Below are 16,499 nucleotides of genomic sequence, written 5' to 3' on the forward strand. Positions count from 1 at the left end.
ATCAGCCGCCCAGCCTTTCGTCAACGCCGTGGAACGAGTATTTCCTTCGGAAATTGCTCACAAGTCCCTGCGGACGGAAAACCATCATCAGAACCATCGCCCCGCCGAACACTATCATACGGTATTCTGAGAAGGAGCGCATATATTCCGGCAGCAGTATCATTATGAGTGCGCCGAGAATAACGCCCGGAATCGAACCCATACCACCGAGAACCACGATTGAAAGGATTATCGCGGACTCAAGGAATGTAAACGACGCAGGGTTTATAAATGTTGTCTTAGCTGCGAACACAACGCCCATGAGACCAGCCCATGTCGCGCCAAGAGCAAACGCCATGAGTTTCGTTCTGGTACGTCCGACCCCCATAGCCTGACAGGCTATCTCGTCCTCGCGAAGAGCCAGCCAAGCACGCCCGATACGGGAGTTCTGGAGCCTGCCCACAAAGAATATGGTTATTATGGTAAACGCTACCATCATATAGTAAATAGCGTCCGTCATCTGGTTAAGATTCAGTTCAAGACCGAAAAAGTCCGGCTTATCTATCCCGGCGATACCGCTGGGTCCATGTGAGAAATCATTCCAGTTTTCAAGCACCAGACGGATTATCTCTCCGAAACCGAGCGTAACGATTGCCAGATAGTCTCCGCGCAGACGAAGCACCGGAAAGCCGAGCAGTATACCGAAAATCGCCGCCAGAGCACCGCCAATAGGGAGCACAAGCCAGAAAGACAGCCCGAAGGTTGTGTTCAGCAGCGCATAGGTATATGCACCAACAGCATAGAAAGCTACATATCCGAGGTCGAGAAGTCCCGCCAGACCAACAACTATGTTAAGTCCGAGTCCAAGAACGATGTACATCAGAGCAACTGTGAAAATGTTTATCTGATAGGCATCCATGAAAATGGGGAAGCACAGAAGTGCAGCAAGCAGAACGCCCTGAAGCGCTCTTTTCGCCATTGGATTTTCGGCGAGATATGCCTGAACACGCGTGGATACAGGCACAAAGTCCTTTTTAGCGACGGGTCTGTCCTTGCGGTTAAGCAGCCAGCGCCATATGAAAGAACCGACGAATATGCCGACGCCTATGAAAATCATATTCATCCAGCGCCATTCTATCGTTTTATAAACGGTATTAACCTTTATCACCATTATGGGAAATGTCAGAAACATGAACCATAGTGCTGCTTTGAGCGATTTAAGTATTTCCTGTGCCATACCTACACCTTTTTGGTTTCAGCCTTGCCGAGAAGTCCGGCAGGGCGGAAAATAAGTATAAGCACAAGAAGTGCGAACGCGAAAACGTCCTCATAGTCGCTTGAGACGTAACCCGTTGCAAAGCTCTCCGTCCATCCAAGAATGAGAGCGCCGAGCACAGCGCCGGGAATTGAACCGATGCCGCCCAGAACCGCTGCGGTGAAAGCCTTGATACCGGCGATGAAGCCGATGTAAAAGTTGATCTGTCCGATGTGGTTTGCGATGAGAACGCCGCCAAGCGCTGCCAGAGAAGAACCGATTATAAATGTTACGGAGATAACCCTGTCAACGTCGATACCGATGAGCAGAGCCATCGTCTTGTCCTGTGCTGTTGCGCGCATAGCTTTGCCGATGTTGGTAAACTTGATGAACAGCGTCAGCAGCACCATAACTATCATTGTTGTGGAAACGATGACCAGTTCGGCAGAACTGAAAATATGTGAAACAGGTTCCATGAAAGCGAACTCAGGTATTAATCTGGGGAAAGGAAGGAAATCGGATGTCTGCGCGAGAAGCACATAGTTCTGAAGAAAAATGGACATACCGATTGCGCTGATAAGGGGCGAAAGCCTCGGAGCGTTTCTCAGCGGTTTATAAGCAATTTTTTCGACTGTGTATCCGTATGCGGAAGAATATACTATCGCCGCCGCAGTTGCTATTACTAATATCGCGATGGAGTTAAGTCCCAGAATTGTCAGAACACTGGCTATTATCAGTGCCGTGAATGCACCTATCATATATATTTCGCCGTGAGCGAAGTTGATAAGCTGGACGATTCCGTAAACCATGGTGTATCCGAGTGCGATAAGAGCGTATATGCTGCCCCTCGTCAGTCCGCCGAGGAACAGTTCAAGGAAATAATCCATGATAACCTCTTTTTGGTTTTCTCAAGCCGGAATAAAAAGCGGGGAACCAGCCGTTCCCCGCCAATATCTGTTGAATTGTTACTGTACTTCTACGTAAACGCCGTTCTTAACCTGATAAACAGAGAACTCGGCGCCGATAGCATCGCCTTTCTCATCGAATTTGATTTTGCCGATGGGTGTTTCGACATCTTCAGTTCTGAGAGCGTTGGTGAGTTTATCGTAGTCGGTTGAACCTGCTTTCTCTATAGCGTTTGTGATTGCGAGCATTGCAGTGTAAGCGTTCAGATAAAACGCGCCGGGATCTTCGCCGTATGCGTCTTTATGTTTTTTGGTGGCTTCGATTGCAAGAGGGTTTTTAGACACGTCTTTGGGACCTGTCGCATAAACGCCTTCAGCATACTGACCTGCAACTTTGATGAAAGTGTCGTCTTTAACACCGTCGTCGGAAACGAACTTAACGTTCATTTTCTTTTTAGCCAGCAGAGTAACTATCTTAGCCGCTTCGGGGTGATATCCGCCGTAAAGAACAGCTTCAGCGCCGGACTGTTTGATCTTCTGAACGATAGCGGAATAGTCAACTGCACCGGGTGTGATACCTTCGTAAAGAACTATTTCAAGTTTTTTGTCAGCTTCTGCAAAGCCTTTTGCAAATTCTGCAAGACCTTTGCCATAGTCGCCTTTGTCGTGGATAATAGCTATTTTTTTAAGTTTCAGAACATTTGTGATATAGTCAATCTCAAGTCTTGCCTGAGAGTCGTCGGGGGCGATTGTTCTGAAGAAGTTAGGATATTCGCCGGATTTTGTAAGTTCGGGGCTTGTTGCGGAGGGGGACATAACGGGTATCTTAGCCGCAAGGTAAGTTCCCATAGCCGCTTTTGTAGCGCCGGAACATATGTGACCGAGAACGGCTACAACGTGCTCGGAAACAAGTTTGTTGGCGGAGCTTACAGCCACTTCGGGTTTGCAAACGTCGTCAACAACAACAAGTTCAACTTTTTTACCCAGCAGACCGCCTTTGTCGTTGATGCTTTTAACAACGAACTCGGCAGCTTTAACGGAGGGAAGACCGTAGGACGCAAGGTCGCCGGAATGTGCGCCTGCGACGCCAATTTTAATAACATCACCTGTTGCAGCGGGTGCTGCGGCTTCGGCTGCGGGAGCTTCGGCAGGTTTAGCCTCTTCTTTCGGTTTCTGGCTGCATCCTGCAAAAACAAACATTGCCGCAAGAACGGCAAACAGAAGCAGTTTCTTCATATTTTTCCTCCTATGGTATCTCTTCAAGCGTAAAAGGAAATTGTAAAGAAACTTAATTTGACAGTCAAGAACTATGTATACAGCATATTAAGCTATTGATAAATATCGACATAATTTTTCAAGCATATTGAACAAAATTCAGGGAAACTGCACAGACAACTGACTGTTTCTGCTGTTGATTTGCATAAGAAACTGCTGTAGCTTATCAAATTCATATCGGAGGATCTTACTTAATTTAAACATGAAAAAAGCAGTTTTTCTGGGTGCAGCGGGAGCGTTTTTCTTCGCATTCACCTTTATTCTGAACAAAAGCATGTATCTTTCCGGCGGAAACTGGGTTTGGAGTGCCAGCCTGCGCTACCTTTTCACCCTGCCCTTACTCGCCGTAACGGTCAGGATCCGGTGCGGACTCGGCGGGATACACTCCGCTATAGCCGGAAATCCGAAAGAATGGTTTCTATGGAGCACAGTCGGGTTCGGGCTGTTCTATGCTCCCGTAACATATGCGGGCGACCACGGGAACGCATGGCTGATAGCCGCTTCGTGGCAGATAACCATCACTGCAGGGGTTCTGCTTGCCCCGTTGTTTCAAACGCGGATTTCCATACGGAACCTTTCAGTTTCGGCGGTGATACTCGCAGGCGTTTTTATGCTTCAGTTCAGAGATTCGGAAATATCAGCCGCATCAGCAGCACATACCCTTCTCCCCATACTCATCGGCGCAGTCGCCTATCCTCTTGGCAACAGAAAGATGATGCAGATATGCACTGAAAATATATCAACCCTTGAAAGGGTTTACGGAATGACGCTGTGCAGTGCGCCCTTCTGGCTGGGGCTTGCTGCATACGGTTTTTCAGATTCAGGCGCACCCTCAGCCAATCAGGCTTTTCAGGCGTTTCTTGTTGCGCTCTTTTCCGGAGTGATAGCAACTCTACTGTTCTTTAAGGCAACAGATATGGTCAAAACTGATATAAAATGGCTCGCCGCCGTGGAATCGACACAGGCGCTGGAGGTGGTCTTCGCGCTCACAGGCGGTGTACTCTTTCTCGGCGAGCCGATGCCCGATGCCGCCGGATTCGCCGGAATACTGCTTATAATCGGCGGAATAGCCCTCAATAGCGCCGTATCCGTCATAAGGCATTAAAGCTCAAGCAGGCAGCAGGTCTCCACATGGTATGAACCGGGGAACATGTCGGCAACCGCCAGCTTTGTGACACTGTAGCGTTCCGAAAGCCTTTTAATATCACGCGCCAGCGTGTCGGGGCTGCATGAAATGTAGACAACCCTCTTCGCGCCGCTTGTCTTTATGAAATCGGTGACCTTCTTATCAAGTCCGGTTCGCGGCGGGTCAACAGTTATAATGTCATAGCGCTCGTTCAGCCTTGACATAAGACTTTCGCTGGACACAGCCAGCCAGTTTACGTTCTCAAGATCAGTGCGCTTTGCAAGGGCTATGGACTGCTTTGAAATCTCAGAGGCTGTCACCTTTTTGCACTTCTTTGCCAGCGCCAGAGTCAGAAATCCTGCACCGCAGTACAGTTCCAGCCCATTTGCGCCTTCTGCGTTTTCATATACGAAATCCTGCAAATGACCGGAAAGGTACCTGTTTCCCTGCAAAAAAGTGCCGAATCCTGCGTGAAAAACGCCGTATTTTGTCTCAAACGGAACTGTTTTAACGCCGTGGACACCATCCGCCGTTTCAAGTCCGGCAAAACCGCACAGCCCCTTAAACGGCGCATCTGTACTGCCAAGCGCTTGTTCCGCCTCATTCTCCGTAATGTAAAGCACGTGGCTGCCGCCCGTGGTGGACGCAAGCGCCTTCGCCTTTTCAACGATGCTCTTTTTGATTACGGGACAATCGTCTACAGCGAGAAAATCGTTGGATTTGAATTTATAAAAACCTATCCTGCCGTTTCTTATACGAAAAGTTGCGCGATTGCGGAACCCTCTGAAATCAGCGGAATAAATCTCAGGTTCAGGGCGAGAGATACCAGCCCTTTTGAACTGTCCCAGCACGAAATTCTTTTTTATTTCAGTCTGATGCTCAGTTGCGATATGACCGAAAGTACAGCCGCCGCATATACCGAGGTGAGGACAGTAGCTTTCGCCGCGCTTTTCCGAAGGTCTGACAAGCTCTGTCATGGCTCCGTATGTGAAGTTTTTCTTATCCTCTGTAACGAAGTAGCTAACCGTGTCACCCTCAACGGTATGCGGAATGAACACAACACGTCCGTCGGGCATGGTTCCGACGCCATAGCCGCCGTAAGCAGTATCTTTTATATAAGTTTCGTACTTCAAATCCATTCTCCTGAAAAAATTTTATTGTGCAGAGGCGACGGTTCGCCGTTTATCTTCTGGTAAAGCGGAGACTCGAACGACAGCTCCCGTTTTGCCCCCTTGCGGAACTCCATAAGAATCACTTTTGGTTTGATATTTACATCGGGGCAGACAGGCATAAGCCTTTTCGCCTCGAAATTGTACTTATGCGCCGATTCAAAAAGTACGGGCATCATGTCCGCATCGTAGCTTAGAAACAGCGGAGCACCGAACTTGAGAAAACTGCGGCAGAAAGAAAAGATGTCGTCAGCGGTCATTGTGGTGGTAAACCGTGCGTTCAGCTCAGTTTCATCCTCAGGAACCCTGCCTGACGAAGGGTCGCGGTACGGCGGGTTGCAGACAGCTCCGTCATACTGAAAATCCGGTCTGTATGACCTTATATCAAGATTCAATAATTTAACGTTGTTTTGAATTTGACATACATCCACTGTTCTTTGCAAACAGTTAAACATAATCGGCTGCATTTCAAGCGCATCTATGCTCTTAACGTTTTTCAGTTTCGCAAGCAGCGCGCTGATAACCCCGCTGCCGGAACCGATATCTATAATTCTTTTATTCACAGATATTTGACTAAACCAAGCAAGATATACGGAATCCACTCCGAAACGGAAGCCGTTCTTTGGCTGGAATATCTGAATATCGCCTTTTATTATCGGGTCTACTGTATTTTCAAACATGCAATTCCTGTTTTATATTATTATTGACATTATTTCTGTGTAGTTACATAATCTCGAAGTTTACATATCATGATTTCTGAATATATGAAACGGGTCTGACACATGAAAAAAGAAAAGCGCATATCAATCAGTTTAAAGCTGTCTCTTATCACCCTTACAGGATTTGTACTGCTTGGTCTTATAGTTACTCTGGTTTCCGTAAGAAGCAGCATAAACAGCCTTACCGAGGCAACTACACAGAAACTCGACTCCATAAGCCGTTCACAGAAACTGGCAATAGAAGAATTCTCATCGAACGTAACGGCCTCTTTGCAGGTTATCGCCTCACAGGAGGGAACGCTTGTCGCTGTTGAGGATTTCACCGACGGTTTCGCAAAACTGCCGGATTTTCTAAAAACTGACGAACAGCAGCTTGATTCCATGCTCACCTCTATGTACGACAAGGACTACCTTGGCTCTATAAACTTCAGCGTTGTAAACTCTCAGCAGAAGCAGTCCGCATCCGCCTATCTCCCGCAATCGTACAGCGGAAAACTTGTTCAGCAGATATTTATATACGAAAACCCCAACGACGTAAACAACAGGATGAAGCTGGACAGAGCAAAACACATCTGCTCATACTGCACAACCCATTCACAGTATCACCACCAGTTCAGAAGCATCATGGAAAAGCTGCATCTGAAAGACATCTATCTGATAGATAACGACGGAAACGTCCTTTACTCCGTCAGCAAAGATATGGACCTCGGTCTTAACCTTAAAGAAGGGTACATTAAAGATTCAGGTCTCGGCAAACTGTTTGCCTCTATGGAAAATGAAGACGGGGACAAAGTATACTATTCCGATTTCGCACCCTATATACCAAGCTGGAACGAACCCGCCGCATTCGTTGGTACCACTGTACGGGTTGACGGCGAAAAACTGGGTTACATAGTATTCCAGCTCAACCCGGCAGTCATAACCAACATAACTAACTTCAACGGCGCGTATGAAGAGGCGGGACTTGGAAAAACAGGCGAAGCATACCTCATAGGCAAAGACGGATACATGCGCAGCGACAGCAGATTCACCGATACAATGGATTTTCCTGAAGTTAAAACAGCAGGAACCACAGTCGCTGTTATGAAAGTTGAAACCGATTACGGCAAAAAAGCAGTTAACGGCGAGACAGGTTCCGTGACGGCTAAATCCGCTTCAGGCAGCATGGTAATGGCATCATATCTCCCAGTGAAATTCTTCGGAACAGACATGGGACTGATCGTTAAGATGGACAGGGACGAAGCCCTTGCCGGAGCATACAAACTCAGGAATATGATAATCATCACCGCGCTGGTGCTCATAGCAGCATTCACAGCCGCAGCTCTGTTTTCAATCAAGAAACTCGTCGTCGATAAAATAAGAGGACTCACCAGAGTGACAAAGGACATAGCAACAGGAGACGGCGACCTCACACAGCGCATCCCCATAACCGCGAACGACGAAATAGGCGATCTTTCAGGCTATTTCAATAAATTCATTGAGAACGTGGGCAACATCGTACGCGACGTGCAGGGATCTTCCTCAACTGTTTCCAAAGGCACAACAGACCTCGCATCCACAACAGAAGAACTCAGCAGTACCTTCGCGGAGCAGGCGCACAGCATATCATCAGTCGCTTCCGCAATGGAGGAACTGAATACCACCACAGCGGAAATAATGAACAACTGCCAGTCCGCAATGGAAAAGGCAGAAAAGGCCGCAGATATAACCAACAGCGGTAAGGGCATGATAGATAAGACCGTCAGCAAGATAGGCGATATCAAACAAAAAACGACCGAACTGGGAGAAACTGTACACAACCTCTCCGAATCGTCGGCAAAAATAGCCGATATTGTAAACGTGATAAACGACATTGCAGACCAGACAAACCTGCTGGCACTCAACGCCGCCATCGAAGCCGCAAGAGCCGGAGAAGCCGGACGAGGGTTCGCTGTTGTAGCCGATGAAGTGCGCAAACTGGCAGAACGCACACAGTCCGCCACAGGCGAGATATACTCCATTATCACAGAGTTCCAGTCTGAAACAAAATCCGCTACAAGAAACATGGACTCAGCCGAAGAATCCGTGAACGAGGGTGTTCATATGATGGAACAGACAAGATCCGTCTTTGACACCATAGTCGGCTCGGTTATAGACATAAAAGAGGCTAACACATTCATAAACAACTCTGTTTCGGAACAGATGACAACCATTGATTCTGTAAACAGCGACGTTCAGAGCATCTCCTCCAGCATAGAAGAGAGCAACGCCGCCCTTTCAAACGTCTCCTCAACCATCGCGGAACAGGAGAACGAGGCTGGCAATCTTTATGAGATAGTCAATAAATTCAAAGTTTAAGGTCTTTTGAATATAAGAAACGAACCCGTGCCGATGAGAGCTGCTCCCGCGGCACGGTTCAGTTTCCGTCCGCTCTTTCCGCTCAGAAATCTGCCGGTTTTATGCGCCGCATAGGCATATGAACCCATCACACAACTTATCACGAATGACACCAGAACAGCGGTTATCAGCGCGTCCGAAAAGGACAGTTTCGTCAGATCCATGAAGTTCGGCAGGAAACCGCAGTAGAATATTACGACTTTAGGGTTTGTTATCGTTATGAAAAAACCGCCGAGAAAGCGTCCTTTTCCTGTCGGAAGATCTGCTTTTGCCCTCTTTTCCTCTTTTGAAAGCAGAAGTCTGATACCCAGATACAGCAGGTAAATACCGCCCGCTACACGAATATACATGAACGCTTCGCCCATCACCGACGCAACGGCGGCAAGTCCGAATATGGCGAATACCAGATAGACCATATCACCCGCTATCATGCCGAGGATGAAATATGCAGAGCTTCTCAGCCCGTTACGCATACTCTCCGCCACAACACCAAGCACACCGGGTCCGGGGCTTGCCACAAACAAAGACATTGCCAGAACAAAAGCTATGGACATCTGTACGGTCATATCACTTCTCCGCTTAGAATACGCTCAAGTTTTTCAGTATTCTTTTCTATGTCAAACAGGTCGAGACACCTCTTCCTTGCTGCCTGTCCGTATTTTTTTCTCATATCGGGGTGTTCGGCAAAGAGCCTCACGGATTCATAAAGCCCGTCCGTATCCCTTTTGTCAAGTACGATGCAGGCATCCCCCGTAAGCTCCTTCACAGCTCCTGCATTGAAAGCCACACAGGGCAGCCCAGTGAACATCGCCTCAAGGAGTGTGTTCGGGAAATTCTCCTCAAGGCTGGGTAGCGCGAATACGTCCAGACTCTTCAAAAAAGCGGGAACATCCGTCTGGAACCCGCAAAACTCAACGTAATCGTGAAGCTCCTGAATACCGACGTATTCTTTAAGCTGTGCCTCGTGTCCGCCTGTTCCGGCTATCCTCAGCTTAAACCTTACGCCGTCGTCGGCAAGTCTGCGCGCCGCATCCAGCAGATAGATATGCCCTTTTGTAACTGAAAGCTGACTTGAGACTCCGATTGTTATATCTACCGATTCTGTGGGCATCTTAGACGGAAATTTCGCCCTGTCTTTGCTGTTGTAAAGAACGCTTATTATGCCTTTACGAATCCACGGCAGTTTTGATATATCATCTTTAAGTCCCTGACTCGGAACTATTATTCCTTTGAGGAGCTTATGCAGGAACCGCTCTTCTGCGGTGTTTTTATAGTCCTGCGGCAAACCGACACGGTGGTATACGGGTACGCCTGCCAGCTTACAGGCAACAGCGCCAATGTTTACGTCCTTGGAAATATTCACCACTGCGGCATCAATCCTGCGGCTTTTAAGTATGGAAACGATTTTCAGAATGGTCACAGGGTTATATTTCATACCAGGGCGCATGACGAATGTCTCAAAACCTGCGTCGATACATTTCTGAACGAAGGGAGTATTCGGGCGCACGACGGCAACGACATTATGTCCGCGCCTTACAAGCTGGCTGCCGTAATCAATCGTCCATGTTTTCACTCCGCCCCAGTGTTTGTTGAAGTTGATGAAACAGATATTCATGAATCACACTCATAATAAGATTAGACTGCCTTGTCGATGCCGCTCCTCGCAGAGACGATACCAGCATTAAATTTAGCATTTAGATGCAAGCAGAACAAGACGTTTGTGAGGAAATTCCCGCAGTGTACATTGAAGTACATGAGGAGAATTTCTGAACGAAGAACGAAGTTATGCGCCGCATATAAGCGCTAAAAGCTAAAACAAAAAGGGCAGCCGTTAAGCTGCCCTTCGATTTAGTTGTTAAAGAAGTCCTATTTGGCTCCCTTATACTTCTCAGCGATCTGCACTCTGATGAGCTCTTTCATAAGCTCAATCTCCACAGCTTTGAACGTTTTCTCGTCAGCTTTACGCTCGCGCTCAAGAGCTGCTTCCGCTTTAAGTTTTCGCTGAACAGCCTCTTCAAGGTCAATTTCGTGACCGAGTTCGGCATCGTCTGCAAGCACGATAACCCTGTTGTTGTTCACTTCAAGGAATCCGCCGCCGACTATCGCAACGTATTCGAGTTTGCCTTTAATTCTGTAGGCAAGCTCGCCAACTCTCAAAGCAGTAAGGAGAGGTGCGTGGTCGGGCAAAACACCAAGGTCGCCCTCTACGCCGGGTGCTATCACTTCGTCTACATCCTCGGAGAGAATTTGTCTCACCGGAGTAACAAGTTCAAGCCTTACAGTCTCTGCCATTATTTGCTGCCTGCTTTAAGTTTTTCAGCCGCTGCATAAACCTCGTCAAGTCCGCCGACCATATAGAATGCCTGTTCGGGCAGGTGGTCAACTTCGCCTGCGAGCAGAGCTTTGAAAGCCTTAACAGTTTCTTTCAGAGGCACATACTTACCGGGTGTACCTGTGAACTGCTCTGCAACGTGGAAGGGCTGAGAAAGGAATCTCTGGATCTTTCTAGCTCTTGCAACGGTCTGTTTGTCAACTTCAGAAAGCTCTTCCATACCAAGGATGGCGATGATGTCCTGAAGTTCTTTATATCTCTGAAGAACTGCCTGAACACCGCGGGCAATATCATAGTGTTCCTGACCAACGATGTTCGGGTCAAGAATACGGGATGTTGAATCCAGCGGGTCAACCGCAGGGTAGATACCAAGTTCTGCGATCTGACGTGAAAGAACTGTTGTCGCGTCAAGGTGCGCAAATGTCGTAGCGGGAGCGGGGTCAGTAAGGTCATCCGCAGGAACGTATACAGCCTGTACGGAAGTAATAGAACCTTTTGATGTAGATGTAATCCTTTCCTGAAGCTCACCCATCTCTGTACCCAGTGTAGGCTGGTAACCAACCGCAGAGGGCATACGACCAAGCAGAGCCGAAACCTCGGAACCTGCCTGAGAGAAACGGAAGATGTTGTCAACGAACAGAAGCACGTCCTGACCTTCAACATCACGGAAGTATTCCGCAATGGTAAGACCTGTAAGCGCAACTCTCATACGCGCGCCGGGGGGCTCGTTCATCTGACCATACACCAGGGCAACTTTATCCAGAACGCCCGATTCGGACATTTCAAGGTAAAGGTCGTTACCCTCTCTGGTACGCTCACCAACACCCGCGAAAACGGAGTAACCACCGTGCTGTTTCGCAATGTTGTTGATAAGTTCCATGATGATAACCGTTTTACCAACTCCCGCACCGCCGAAAAGACCGGTTTTACCGCCTTTTGTGTAGGGTTCGAGAAGGTCGATAACTTTGATACCAGTTTCAAGAATCTGATATCCTGTATCCTGATCCTCAAGCAGAGGAGCGGGTCTGTGGATAGGCCAGCGCTCTTTGCACTCGATAGGACCTTGTTCGTCAACAGGGTCACCTGTAACGTTGATGATACGTCTAAGAACTTTGTCGCCTACGGGAGCTGATATGGGCTTACCCGTGTCGATGGCATCCGATCCTCTGACAAGGCCGTCTGTAGAGGTCATCGCAACTGAACGTACGATGTTCTCTCCAAGGTGCTGCTCAACCTCACAAATAATTGTGCGGCCGTCACCCTGGATTTCAAGGGCGTTGTAGATTTCGGGAAGATGGCCTGTTTCGAACTTAACGTCCACTACAGGGCCGATAACCTGAACAATTTTGCCTTTGTTTTCAGCCATTTCCTGATCTCCAGTTTATTGTAATTTTCTGTTATCCGTTGAGTGCTTCAGCACCGTTCACAATGTCCAGAATCTCGTTGGTGATTGCGGACTGACGAGCCTTGTTGAAGGTGAGCGTCAGTTTTGTGATAACTTCGCCTGCGTTTCTTGCGGCGTTGTCCATCGCAACCATCCTTGAGCCGTGTTCGCCCGCAATCGACTCAAGTATTGAGAAGAATACGGTGAAGTTGATGTATCTGGGCATTATCTCTTTCAGAAGAGCTTCGGCCTGCGGTTCGTAGATATAATCTGTCGTATCCGCAGTTTCCTCCTGCTTTTCCAGAACGAGGGGGAGAACCTTTGTAACCTTCGCAACCTGATATGCGGTAGATTTGAACTCGTTGTGTACGATATGAACTTCGTCCACGTCCTCGCTCAAAAAGTAAGCAACCAGTTTGTCGCCGATTTCGTTCGCTTCGTCGTAAGTTATCTTCCCGCCGAAGGAGACATATTTTTCAAGTACCTCAAACTCTTTCTTGCCGAGGAAATCAAATGCTTTCTTTCCGATGCAGATGAGTTTGATGTTCTTGTCCTGGTTTTCCCTTGCAAACGCAAGCGTCTTTTTTACCACGTTTGAGTTGAACGCACCACAAAGACCCTTGTCGCTGGTTATAATGGCGAGGCAAACGTTCTTAACATCTTTTCTGGCAACCAGAAGAGGATGGCTGTCGGCCTCCACTCTGCCGGCTATACCGCCGACAAGCTCATAAATCTTATTCGCATAAGCTCTGGCATTTGTCATAGCCTCTTCCGCCTTTCTCATACGGGCGGCGGAGACCATTTTCATAGCCTTTGTGATCTTCTGCGTGTTCTTAACGGATTTAATTTTCCGTTTTATGTCCATTACACCCGGCATTTAACAGCTCCTTATGCTGTGAAGACTTTTTTGAACTCCGCAACAGCAGCTTTCATTTTAGCTGTAAGTTCGTCGGAGAGAGCCTTCTTAGTGTTGATTTCCTCAAGAATTTCGGGCTTGCTGCTTTTCAGGTATGAGAGATACTCAGCCTCAAATTTAGCAAGTGATGAGGTAGCAACATCATCAAGGAGACCGTTAACACCGGCAAAGATAATCGCGATCTGCTCTGCAACGTTGAAAGGTTTGTACTGACCCTGTTTAAGGATCTCAACCAGTTTGGCACCTCTGTTAAGCTGCGCCTGCGTTGCTGCGTCAAGGTCGGAACCGAACTGAGCGAACGCCGCAAGTTCACGGAACTGTGCGAGGTCAAGTCTCAGACGTCCTGCAACCTGTTTCATTGCTTTTATCTGTGCGGAACCGCCAACCCTTGAAACGGAGATACCAACGTTAACCGCGGGACGGATACCTGAGTAGAAAAGGTCTGTCTCAAGGAATATCTGACCATCGGTAATGGAGATAACGTTTGTGGGGATATATGCGGAAACGTCACTCGCCTGTGTTTCGATGATGGGAAGGGCTGTAAGTGAACCTGCGCCTTCAGCATCGGAAAGTTTTGCCGCTCTTTCAAGCAGACGTGAGTGAAGGTAGAAAACGTCGCCGGGGAACGCTTCACGACCGGGGGGGCGTCTGAGAAGCAGTGCCATCTGTCTGTATGCTGTAGCCTGTTTTGAAAGGTCATCATAGATAACCAGAGCGTGTTTGCCTCTGTCGCGGAAGTATTCGCCCATTGTTGTTCCAGCGAGGGGAGCGATATACTGCATTGATGCGGGATCTGAAGCGGAAGCTGAAACCACGATAGTGTATTCCATTGCTCCGTGTTTCTCCAGAGTATCCACAACTCTTGCAACAGTTGATCTTTTCTGACCGACAGCCACATAAACGCAGATCATGTTCTGACCTTTCTGGTTGATGATGGTGTCGATAGCGATGGCAGTTTTACCTGTCTGACGGTCGCCGATGATAAGCTCTCTCTGGCCGCGGCCGATCGGGATCATAGCATCGATAGCTTTTATACCTGTCTGAACGGGTTCGTGTACGGGTTTTCTTTTGATGATACCGGGAGCGATTTTCTCGATAACGTCAAATTCTTTCGTATCGATGGCGCCTTTGCCGTCGATAGGCTGTCCAAGGGCGTTAACCACACGTCCTATGAGAGCTTCGCCAACGGGAACAGAAGCAATTCTGCCTGTTCTTTTAACGGTGTCTCCTTCACGGATGTGGGCATATTCACCCATAATAACGAGACCGACGTTGTCCTGCTCAAGGTTGAACACAACGCCGTAAACTCCGCCGGGAAGCTCAATAAGCTCTCCCGCCATAGCATTGTCGAGACCATATACTTTAGCGATACCGTCACCGGCAGTGATGATGGTACCGACTTCCTGCATCTCAACTTTCTGGTCGAAGTTCTTAATCTGATCACGAATGATCTGGCTTATCTCTTCGGCTTTGATCTGCATTAGCCAATCTCCTTAAATTATTTATACCAGCTGTTCTTTAATCTTATTAAGCTGTCCTCTGACGCTAGCGTCATAAAGACTGCTGTCCACCTGTGCGACAACGCCGCCCAGAATGGAGGGGTCAACTTTTTCGGAAAGGGTAACTTTTTTACCGGTAATTTTGTCCAGAACAGCTTTAAGAGTGGCTTTCGAAGCGTCGTCCATTGCTGCTGCAACGGTAACAACTGCCTCTGCCTCTCCTTTCGCTTTTCTGTCCATAGCCTTAACCTCAGCGGAAATAAGCTCAAGCAGGCTAAGTCTGTTTTTGCTCACAAGAAGCTGAAGAAATTTGTAAAGGAACTCGTCGATTATGCCTTTTGATTTCAGGACGTCGATAACAGCCTGTTTTTCACCTTTTGAGATGAGCGGGCTTTTAATAAGCGTTTTGAAATCATCTGACTGGTCATAAGCCGCTGTCACACCTGTGAGCTGTGCAATGACCTGATCCAGTTTCTTTTCAGCCTGCGCCTCCTGAAAAAGAGCTTCGGCGTAGCGTGCGGCAACTATATTTTCTTTCACCCTGCCACCTCGATTTTCCTGATGTAGTCCTCAAGAATCTTTTTCTGTTTGTCGGCGTCAAGCTCTTTTCCGATCTTCGCCTCTGCTGCTGCGATGGCAGCCATTACGGCGTCTTTCTTGAGCTGAACCTTGGCTCTTTTAAGCTCTGAATCGATGAGATTTTCTGCAAAGGCTTTCAGTTTATCCGCCTGTTTTGCAGCATCTTCCAGAATCATTACTTTTTCTGCTTCTGCTGCTTTCAGAGAGTTCTCTTTCATCGTTTCAAGATCTTTTTCAAAACCTTTCATCTTGATCTCATATTCGGCAAGCTCCGTTTTGGCGGTTGCAGCGGCATCCTGAGCATCTTTAATGGCTTTTTCGATGTCGGCTGTTCTCTTGTCGAGGAAGTCAAGAAGAGGTTTTTTAGCGAGTTTAACAAGGATAACAACAAGAAGGACGAACACAAGAGCTCTGAAACCGAAGTTTTTCCAGAGAGCGTGCATGTCCGGTGCATGTTCGCCGCCGTGTTCGGAGGCAAAGGCCGCAAAGGACACAAGTCCAATCGATAGTGCTGTAAGAACCTTTTTCACTATATCCCCCTAAAGGTATTATGCGGAAAGCATTATTCTGTCTGCGATAAGGTCTGATATCTCTTTTACCATGGAGTCCATCTCAGCTTTTGCTTTTGCGGCTTCTGCATGGATTTCGGAACGGGCAGAGAGTATCTTAGCGTCAACGTCCGCTTTAACGGCGGCAACTTTTGCCGCAGCTTCTTTAGAAGCGTCGTCTTTTATCTTTTTGTGGTAGTCGGCAAGCTCGACACGCATCTGAGCCATTTTCTCGGAATAGTCGGCTTTGTACTGCTCAACTTTTGCTTTAAGGTCTTCTGCCTCTTTCTTCATACCTTCGATTTTGGAATCGCGGGAGTTCACGGTTCCCATGACAGGATCGAGAATCATTTTCTTTCCGATGAAGATAATCACCAGAAACTGAACAATTTGGATGGCAAGAGTGTAATCGATGTAAAGCATGGACGCAATCCCCT

The 16,499-nt window shown here is 47.8% G+C and carries 16 protein-coding genes; 2 read left to right on the forward strand and 14 right to left on the reverse strand.

Features of this window, described 5'->3' with window-relative positions; all coding sequences use genetic code 11:
• Window position 1: 1 nt before the first annotated feature.
• The 3 genes from Q7P67_RS05735 to Q7P67_RS05745 all read right to left on the reverse strand — a co-directional run bounded on the left by Q7P67_RS05735 (window position 2) and on the right by Q7P67_RS05745 (window position 3,375).
• On the reverse strand, window positions 2-1,216 hold the full coding sequence (locus tag Q7P67_RS05735) for a branched-chain amino acid ABC transporter permease (protein ID WP_303850967.1): 1,215 nt from the start codon (window positions 1,214-1,216) through the stop codon (window positions 2-4).
• Between the two features lie 2 nt (window positions 1,217-1,218).
• The gene (locus Q7P67_RS05740; RefSeq protein ID WP_303850968.1) at window positions 1,219-2,121 is read right to left on the reverse strand and encodes a branched-chain amino acid ABC transporter permease; all 903 of its coding nucleotides are present in this window, start codon (window positions 2,119-2,121) and stop codon (window positions 1,219-1,221) included.
• 78 nt (window positions 2,122-2,199) lie between these two features.
• A complete protein-coding gene (locus Q7P67_RS05745; protein ID WP_303850969.1) occupies window positions 2,200-3,375 on the reverse strand; it encodes a branched-chain amino acid ABC transporter substrate-binding protein in 1,176 nt (391 codons plus the stop codon).
• A 241-nt stretch (window positions 3,376-3,616) separates the two neighbouring features.
• Between Q7P67_RS05745 and Q7P67_RS05750 the strand changes: the two genes are divergently transcribed.
• Window positions 3,617-4,519 (forward strand): multidrug resistance efflux transporter family protein, encoded by a 903-nt coding sequence (locus Q7P67_RS05750; RefSeq protein ID WP_303850970.1) that lies wholly within the window; start codon window positions 3,617-3,619, stop codon window positions 4,517-4,519.
• On the opposite strand, the gene Q7P67_RS05755 is transcribed toward Q7P67_RS05750, so the two are convergent.
• Window positions 4,516-5,673: a class I SAM-dependent RNA methyltransferase gene (locus Q7P67_RS05755; RefSeq protein ID WP_303850971.1), complete on the reverse strand. Its 1,158-nt coding sequence runs from the start codon at window positions 5,671-5,673 to the stop codon at window positions 4,516-4,518. The two genes, Q7P67_RS05750 and Q7P67_RS05755, sit on opposite strands and share 4 nt — an antisense overlap.
• Window positions 5,670-6,389: a tRNA1(Val) (adenine(37)-N6)-methyltransferase gene (locus Q7P67_RS05760; protein ID WP_303850972.1), complete on the reverse strand. Its 720-nt coding sequence runs from the start codon at window positions 6,387-6,389 to the stop codon at window positions 5,670-5,672. The genes Q7P67_RS05755 and Q7P67_RS05760 overlap by 4 nt, the downstream gene beginning before the upstream one ends.
• Before the next feature lie 102 nt (window positions 6,390-6,491).
• Here Q7P67_RS05760 and Q7P67_RS05765 point away from each other — a divergent pair, with 102 nt between their 5' ends.
• The gene (locus tag Q7P67_RS05765; protein ID WP_303850973.1) at window positions 6,492-8,765 is read left to right on the forward strand and encodes a methyl-accepting chemotaxis protein; all 2,274 of its coding nucleotides are present in this window, start codon (window positions 6,492-6,494) and stop codon (window positions 8,763-8,765) included.
• On the opposite strand, the gene Q7P67_RS05770 is transcribed toward Q7P67_RS05765, so the two are convergent.
• The 9 genes from Q7P67_RS05770 to Q7P67_RS05810 form a co-directional block, all read right to left on the reverse strand.
• On the reverse strand, window positions 8,762-9,370 hold the full coding sequence (locus Q7P67_RS05770; protein WP_303850974.1) for a LysE family translocator: 609 nt from the start codon (window positions 9,368-9,370) through the stop codon (window positions 8,762-8,764). The two genes, Q7P67_RS05765 and Q7P67_RS05770, sit on opposite strands and share 4 nt — an antisense overlap.
• The gene (locus Q7P67_RS05775) at window positions 9,367-10,419 is read right to left on the reverse strand and encodes a glycosyltransferase family 4 protein (protein ID WP_303850975.1); all 1,053 of its coding nucleotides are present in this window, start codon (window positions 10,417-10,419) and stop codon (window positions 9,367-9,369) included. The genes Q7P67_RS05770 and Q7P67_RS05775 overlap by 4 nt, the downstream gene beginning before the upstream one ends.
• Window positions 10,420-10,670: 251 nt before the next feature.
• On the reverse strand, window positions 10,671-11,096 hold the full coding sequence (locus tag Q7P67_RS05780; RefSeq protein ID WP_295222277.1) for a F0F1 ATP synthase subunit epsilon: 426 nt from the start codon (window positions 11,094-11,096) through the stop codon (window positions 10,671-10,673).
• Complete coding sequence (atpD, locus tag Q7P67_RS05785; protein ID WP_303850976.1) at window positions 11,096-12,502, reverse strand: F0F1 ATP synthase subunit beta; 1,407 nt, start codon at window positions 12,500-12,502, stop codon at window positions 11,096-11,098. The genes Q7P67_RS05780 and atpD overlap by 1 nt, the downstream gene beginning before the upstream one ends.
• Window positions 12,503-12,533: 31 nt before the next feature.
• Window positions 12,534-13,397 carry an ATP synthase F1 subunit gamma gene (gene atpG, locus Q7P67_RS05790; RefSeq protein ID WP_303850978.1) on the reverse strand — a complete coding sequence of 288 codons (864 nt, stop codon included), beginning with the start codon at window positions 13,395-13,397 and terminating at the stop codon, window positions 12,534-12,536.
• 11 nt (window positions 13,398-13,408) lie between these two features.
• Window positions 13,409-14,917, reverse strand: a complete 1,509-nt coding sequence (gene atpA / locus Q7P67_RS05795) for a F0F1 ATP synthase subunit alpha (RefSeq protein ID WP_303850979.1) — start codon at window positions 14,915-14,917, stop codon at window positions 13,409-13,411.
• Between the two features lie 21 nt (window positions 14,918-14,938).
• Window positions 14,939-15,475: an ATP synthase F1 subunit delta gene (gene atpH, locus Q7P67_RS05800; protein WP_303850980.1), complete on the reverse strand. Its 537-nt coding sequence runs from the start codon at window positions 15,473-15,475 to the stop codon at window positions 14,939-14,941.
• A complete protein-coding gene (locus tag Q7P67_RS05805) occupies window positions 15,472-16,044 on the reverse strand; it encodes an ATP synthase F0 subunit B (protein ID WP_303850981.1) in 573 nt (190 codons plus the stop codon). The genes atpH and Q7P67_RS05805 overlap by 4 nt, the downstream gene beginning before the upstream one ends.
• 18 nt (window positions 16,045-16,062) lie before the next feature.
• Window positions 16,063-16,485: an ATP synthase F0 subunit B gene (locus tag Q7P67_RS05810; protein ID WP_303850982.1), complete on the reverse strand. Its 423-nt coding sequence runs from the start codon at window positions 16,483-16,485 to the stop codon at window positions 16,063-16,065.
• Window positions 16,486-16,499: the final 14 nt, after the last annotated feature.

The sequence above is a fragment of the Seleniivibrio woodruffii genome (genome assembly GCF_029267515.1).
Taxonomy (GTDB): Bacteria; Chrysiogenota; Deferribacteres; order Deferribacterales; family Geovibrionaceae; genus Seleniivibrio; species Seleniivibrio woodruffii_A.

Bases quoted from the DNA above. Each gene is read 5' to 3' on its own strand.
- Q7P67_RS05735 (WP_303850967.1), bottom strand. From the start codon at position 1,216: ATGGCACAGGAAATACTTAAATCGCTCAAAGCAGCACTATGGTTCATG.
- Q7P67_RS05740 (WP_303850968.1), bottom strand. From the start codon at position 2,121: ATGGATTATTTCCTTGAACTGTTCCTCGGCGGACTGACGAGGGGCAGC.
- Q7P67_RS05745 (WP_303850969.1), bottom strand. From the start codon at position 3,375: ATGAAGAAACTGCTTCTGTTTGCCGTTCTTGCGGCAATGTTTGTTTTT.
- Q7P67_RS05750 (WP_303850970.1), top strand. From the start codon at position 3,617: ATGAAAAAAGCAGTTTTTCTGGGTGCAGCGGGAGCGTTTTTCTTCGCA.
- Q7P67_RS05760 (WP_303850972.1), bottom strand. From the start codon at position 6,389: ATGTTTGAAAATACAGTAGACCCGATAATAAAAGGCGATATTCAGATA.
- Q7P67_RS05765 (WP_303850973.1), top strand. From the start codon at position 6,492: ATGAAAAAAGAAAAGCGCATATCAATCAGTTTAAAGCTGTCTCTTATC.
- Q7P67_RS05770 (WP_303850974.1), bottom strand. From the start codon at position 9,370: ATGACCGTACAGATGTCCATAGCTTTTGTTCTGGCAATGTCTTTGTTT.
- Q7P67_RS05775 (WP_303850975.1), bottom strand. From the start codon at position 10,419: ATGAATATCTGTTTCATCAACTTCAACAAACACTGGGGCGGAGTGAAA.
- Q7P67_RS05780 (WP_295222277.1), bottom strand. From the start codon at position 11,096: ATGGCAGAGACTGTAAGGCTTGAACTTGTTACTCCGGTGAGACAAATT.
- atpD (WP_303850976.1), bottom strand. From the start codon at position 12,502: ATGGCTGAAAACAAAGGCAAAATTGTTCAGGTTATCGGCCCTGTAGTG.
- atpG (WP_303850978.1), bottom strand. From the start codon at position 13,397: ATGCCGGGTGTAATGGACATAAAACGGAAAATTAAATCCGTTAAGAAC.
- atpA (WP_303850979.1), bottom strand. From the start codon at position 14,917: ATGCAGATCAAAGCCGAAGAGATAAGCCAGATCATTCGTGATCAGATT.
- Q7P67_RS05810 (WP_303850982.1), bottom strand. From the start codon at position 16,485: ATGCTTTACATCGATTACACTCTTGCCATCCAAATTGTTCAGTTTCTG.